5 protein-coding genes are annotated in these 4,443 nt (G+C 58.1%); 3 read left to right on the forward strand and 2 right to left on the reverse strand.

Going from position 1 to position 4,443, the window contains the following annotated elements; all coding sequences use genetic code 11:
* Window positions 1-323: 323 nt before the first annotated feature.
* A complete protein-coding gene (locus BGN95_RS25675; protein ID WP_286774459.1) occupies window positions 324-986 on the reverse strand; it encodes a PEPxxWA-CTERM sorting domain-containing protein in 663 nt (220 codons plus the stop codon).
* A gap of 615 nt (window positions 987-1,601) precedes the next feature.
* Between BGN95_RS25675 and BGN95_RS25680 the strand changes: the two genes are divergently transcribed.
* From BGN95_RS25680 to BGN95_RS25690, 3 genes are all read left to right on the forward strand, one after another.
* Complete coding sequence (locus BGN95_RS25680; protein ID WP_286774460.1) at window positions 1,602-2,138, forward strand: hypothetical protein; 537 nt, start codon at window positions 1,602-1,604, stop codon at window positions 2,136-2,138.
* Between the two features lie 414 nt (window positions 2,139-2,552).
* Window positions 2,553-3,074, forward strand: a complete 522-nt coding sequence (locus BGN95_RS25685) for an FxDxF family PEP-CTERM protein (RefSeq protein WP_286774461.1) — start codon at window positions 2,553-2,555, stop codon at window positions 3,072-3,074.
* A 452-nt stretch (window positions 3,075-3,526) separates the two neighbouring features.
* Window positions 3,527-4,195, forward strand: a complete 669-nt coding sequence (locus BGN95_RS25690) for a response regulator (protein ID WP_286774462.1) — start codon at window positions 3,527-3,529, stop codon at window positions 4,193-4,195.
* Window positions 4,196-4,198: 3 nt separating this feature from the next.
* Here BGN95_RS25690 and BGN95_RS25695 read toward each other — a convergent pair.
* Window positions 4,199-4,443, reverse strand: a 245-nt coding sequence (locus tag BGN95_RS25695; protein WP_286774463.1) for a response regulator transcription factor, incomplete at its 5' end; no start/stop codon positions are given.

Raw genomic sequence — 4,443 nt, forward strand, 5'->3', positions numbered from 1 at the left:
CAACATCGTCAAAGGGTCAGTCAGCTAGGGCACTTCCCATGAAGAAGCCGCGACCGGACGCGCGCATTCGATAGCCGCTTCGCGCTACGGCGATACAGCCGGCCGCTCCTTGCAGGGCCCGATCTGCTTCTGCTCGCACCCCGTCACCAAAAACAGCCTTCAAAGACGCCTAACCATGCCGATCTGGACGATCCTCCTACGGCTGAGCGGGACGCGAGGCTCCGCACCGTTCAAAGAGGCCGAGACTTGTCAGTGCGTCCTCGAACCAAAAACCGGCCGATCCGCCCGGGTCGGCCGGTTTCCGCCCCAAGGACCGGAAAGCCTCAGGCAACAGCGAGAGCGTTGCTGCGCCGGCGGCGCATCGTGCCGGCGACCCCGCCGAAACCAACGATCATCAGACCCCAGGTCGCCGGCTCGGGAACTCCGGCCGCGTTGATCGTGAACGCGCCCTGATAGTCCGACTTCGAGCCGATCGGTTGGTGCGGATAGACCGCGCTCCCGACACTGTGGGAACCAACGATATTCGACAGGCCGCGAACCCAGTTGAAGTCAGTCAGCGAATAATTGACGCCGGAAAATTTCACGGCGTTGCTGGTCGACGCGAAGCCCTGGGTCGCTTCATCGAAGATTCCCGTTAGCGTCTTCGACACACCGTTCTCAGTCAGAACAACCGTCAGATTGTAGAACGGATCGGAATTGCCTTTCTTGGTGTTGGTCGGCCACCCATCACCCGCCAGTGTATAGTCCGACGCACCGATCGACCCGACCGGCGCGGAGGTGAAAGCACCGTTCGCGTTCAGCGTATTTCCATAGGGATGCTGGATGAAGAGCGTGTAATATTGGTTGGATGCCGTGTTCCACACCGTGCCCGTCGACGCATGACCGTTGGAGCCAGTGACCGCGGCCGACGTGATGACCGGAACCGCAGTCGCCGGGATCGCCACAAGAGCGGCAACCGCGGCTGTAACCTTCAGAAAGATGCGCATTGATGATCCCCCTTATGAGCGCCAACTAAAGCGACCGTGACTATTATTTTGACTTGAACTCTGAATACCTGCCGCACGAACTGCCTTCAACGCGGTTAACCACGCCTCGATGGCTCATTCCGAGACGGAATCCCGCTTTGAAACAAGTTACTTTGACATGAAACCTCCTGAGCAGAAGTAGAATTTCTTCCAAGCCGTTATTATTGCTCGGAATTCAAGAGCACTACGGCATTGCTGAAGTTGGGTCCACGAATTGCGTTCGCTAAAAATATCTACAGCCTTTGCAGTGCGTGACGATAATGAGGAGAAAATGAAATTAAATGGACAGACTAACGAAGACCTTTCTTCCGGTGGTCCCACAAGCCCCAAAGACTGCCACGCCGGATGTCGGGACCCCGAACCAATCTTACCTGAGCGCTGGAGGCCAACCTCTATCTGCCGCGCTCGTAGTGATCAGAATGGCTACCGCGGTCCTGAGAACCCTGCTCTCCCTTTTGCCGACGTCAATCTCGCGCAAACCCGCTCACCGCGCGCGACATCGACTCGCGATTGACGCGAGGCACGTCTCGACGCAGCATCGTTTTTCAATGACTTCCACGTGGAGGGCAGCGCTGAATGGAAGAAGAGGTCATCAAACAGAGAGTTCTTGCCCTGGTTACAGATTGGGCCGCCTTCAGGCACCCCCCGTTCACGGGAGAAAAAACTGCTGAATTCGTCGATGCAATCAGCGTGGCACACCTTGTCGCCGAGGAAGCCAAATCCAATCTCCGCCAGTGGGTGTTGATCGCGCGACGCGCCGGCGTTTCCTGGCTAGACATTGGCGGAGCGCTAGGAATTTCCAAGCAGGCAGCGCAGCAGCGATATGGCTCGACGAGCACTGACAAGGATCCCCCGAGAAAGTCGGCTCGCGGAATATTCAGTCTGAAGGCGGGCTCAATGCAGGAAATGACCATTCTCCACCGAGAGGGACGGCGAGGTCACGAACTTATCGACGCCACGAAATCCGAGCTTTCATTCAAAAGAACGCGGAAAACATGGGAATATCGAAAAGTTATTTTTTCGAGTTTGGAAATCCATCGTATGATGAAAGAAGATTGGATGCACGTCTCGGACGTTTTCCCTTTTTCATATTTCAAAAGGTCGGCTCGGTGAATTTATCTATATTTTGATTTATCGACACCATCTTCGATCTGATATCAGCTTTACGCAAGCGCTGGACCACACCTCGCCCCAGTCCGGAAGCGCTGGGCAGCCCCCCCTTGCGCTACTACGCGAGCGGAATTCGAGGCAATCCACCGGCCGGCATGTGGCGCTTGCGGCAACGCATGGGTCTTCGCGAAACCCGACAACAAAGATCGTCCAGGACGTGAACCACCACACGCGCCCGAACCAGCTTCGCCGTTCCCGAAAGACGTAGCGACCTTGCGGCAACCCTCTCGCCACCAGCACGGACGCCGTTGGCACCTCCTTGGTTCGACCGTCCCGCGTCGGGACAGCGTCAAATTCAATTAATCTTTCATTAATGATCAAATTGGGTCAAATGGCTGCGAAATAAGGAGAAAGCTTATGCGCAAGATCGCATTCTTTACTGGGGCGGCCGCCGCCGCGCTTGTCGCCGCTCCGGCCTCAGCCGCGACGACGATTAACCTCGTTCCGATCGCCGGCACCTTGACCGGCGTCTTTGGCAATGACCACCCATCGCGGTCGGGTACCGATCTCTACAATTTCACCGTGCCGACGAGCGGCGATCTCTTCGGCTTCGTCGGGTCGCTCGGGCTCAAGCTCACGCTGACCAACCTCGACTTCACCTCGGTGACCCTAGACGGCATTTCGTTCGACAAGATAAGCAGCGGCAACTTCGAGCTTCAGACCATCGCGCAATCGATCGGCGCGGGATCGCACACGCTGTCGATCGGCTATAAGAATGCGCAGCTCCTTTCGAGCTACGGCGGGGTGATTTCATTCACCCCGATCGCCGCCGGGGTTCCCGAACCGGCGACCTGGGGGCTGATGATCCTCGGCTTCGGCGCGGTCGCGGGCGCGATGCGCTACAAGCGCCGCGGGCAGGCCAGGATCCGCTTCGCCTGACCCCGCACACGCGGCTTTCGAACGCGAGCAGGGTTAGCGCGTCCCCGCTTGCGCGAACTGGTAGCAGTTCGACGCGAGAGAGCACCTGGGCGTTGATTGCGCTCAGGTGTTCGATCGGAAGACAGCTTTAAGCGGATATCTGGATCGCATTCCTGCAAGCCGGCGACAGGTCGCCGATAATCTGCCCACCCCGCCATCGTCGCTCGCGTCGCCGCACCAGCCGACAAAGGCGATATGCAAATGCTCGTAGGAACCGTTCGTCCCCGAGATCCCAGCCGAGAATAAGGCCGAAGGACACTGTGCTTTTCTTCGGCCTCCCTATGGTTTATATCATTTTAATGAAAATTACAGCGTGCGGATAAGCCGCATCCGAAAATCTACGTAGTGTCTCGTGTGTTCCGGGAGTTCTATTAAGTCGGACGAGTCCGGCTCGGACGCGGGACGGGAGAGCTATGCGGTTGTTGCTCGTCGATGATGACCAGGCATATGCCGCCTCGCTGCGCGCGGCATTGGCCGATCGGGAAATCACAGCTGAGATCGTGCGCAGCGGATCTGACGCGACTCATCTCCTCTCCACGACCTTGTTCGCCGCCATCATCCTCGATCTCTCTTCTCCGCTCGAGGACGGAACCGCCCTCGTTCGCCAATGGCGCGCGGCTGGTCACAGCGAGCCAATCCTTGTCGTCAGCGGACTCGACGATGCCGCGAAACGCATATCGGCGCTGCGCGCCGGTGCTGACGATTATCTGGTAAAACCATTTGTCGTCGACGAGCTCCATGCGCGGATCGATGCGATCGTGCGCCGCAGAGATGGCTTCCCTGACCCGTCGATTCGCGCGGGTGCGCTCACTTTCGATACCATGACGCGGCAGTTGGCGATCGATGGCACTCCAGTCGACCTTTCCTCCCGCGAGGCTGACATTGCGGAAATTCTAATCCGCCGCAGCAATCGCGTGACACCGCGACGGCTGCTGGAGGATCAGCTGTTCGGATCGGGTGACGGCAGCACATCCAACGCGCTCGTGGTCTATATCTACAGGTTGCGCCGCAAGATCGAAACACCCGGGCGTGTGTCGATCCGTACATTGCGCGGGATCGGCTATATGCTGGTCGCCCACTGACGCTCAAAAAAGCACGAATGTTTCGGCCGCGTTGCCGGGGTTGGGGAAGAGCGTACGAAGCTGCGCCTCTGCACTTTCGTCATCGGCTTCACGTGTATCGAGCAGTCCACTGGCTACCGCGCGCATCACCAGATGCGTCCGATTGCGCGCACGCATTTTCAGCCGCGCATTATCGATATGCCGTTCCACGGTTCGCGCGCCAATGTCGATACGTAAAGCAATCTCTTTGGCTGAAAGCCCATCCGCTA

Source organism: Sphingomonas sp. 66-10 (assembly GCF_001897045.1).
Lineage (GTDB): Bacteria > Pseudomonadota > Alphaproteobacteria > Sphingomonadales > Sphingomonadaceae > Sphingomonas > Sphingomonas lycopersici.

What these genes read in the sequence shown, in the direction of transcription:
- BGN95_RS25675 (WP_286774459.1), bottom strand. Translation starts at nt 986, where the DNA reads ATGCGCATCTTTCTGAAGGTTACAGCCGCGGTTGCCGCTCTTGTGGCG.
- BGN95_RS25680 (WP_286774460.1), top strand. Translation starts at nt 1,602, where the DNA reads ATGGAAGAAGAGGTCATCAAACAGAGAGTTCTTGCCCTGGTTACAGAT.
- BGN95_RS25685 (WP_286774461.1), top strand. Translation starts at nt 2,553, where the DNA reads ATGCGCAAGATCGCATTCTTTACTGGGGCGGCCGCCGCCGCGCTTGTC.
- BGN95_RS25690 (WP_286774462.1), top strand. Translation starts at nt 3,527, where the DNA reads ATGCGGTTGTTGCTCGTCGATGATGACCAGGCATATGCCGCCTCGCTG.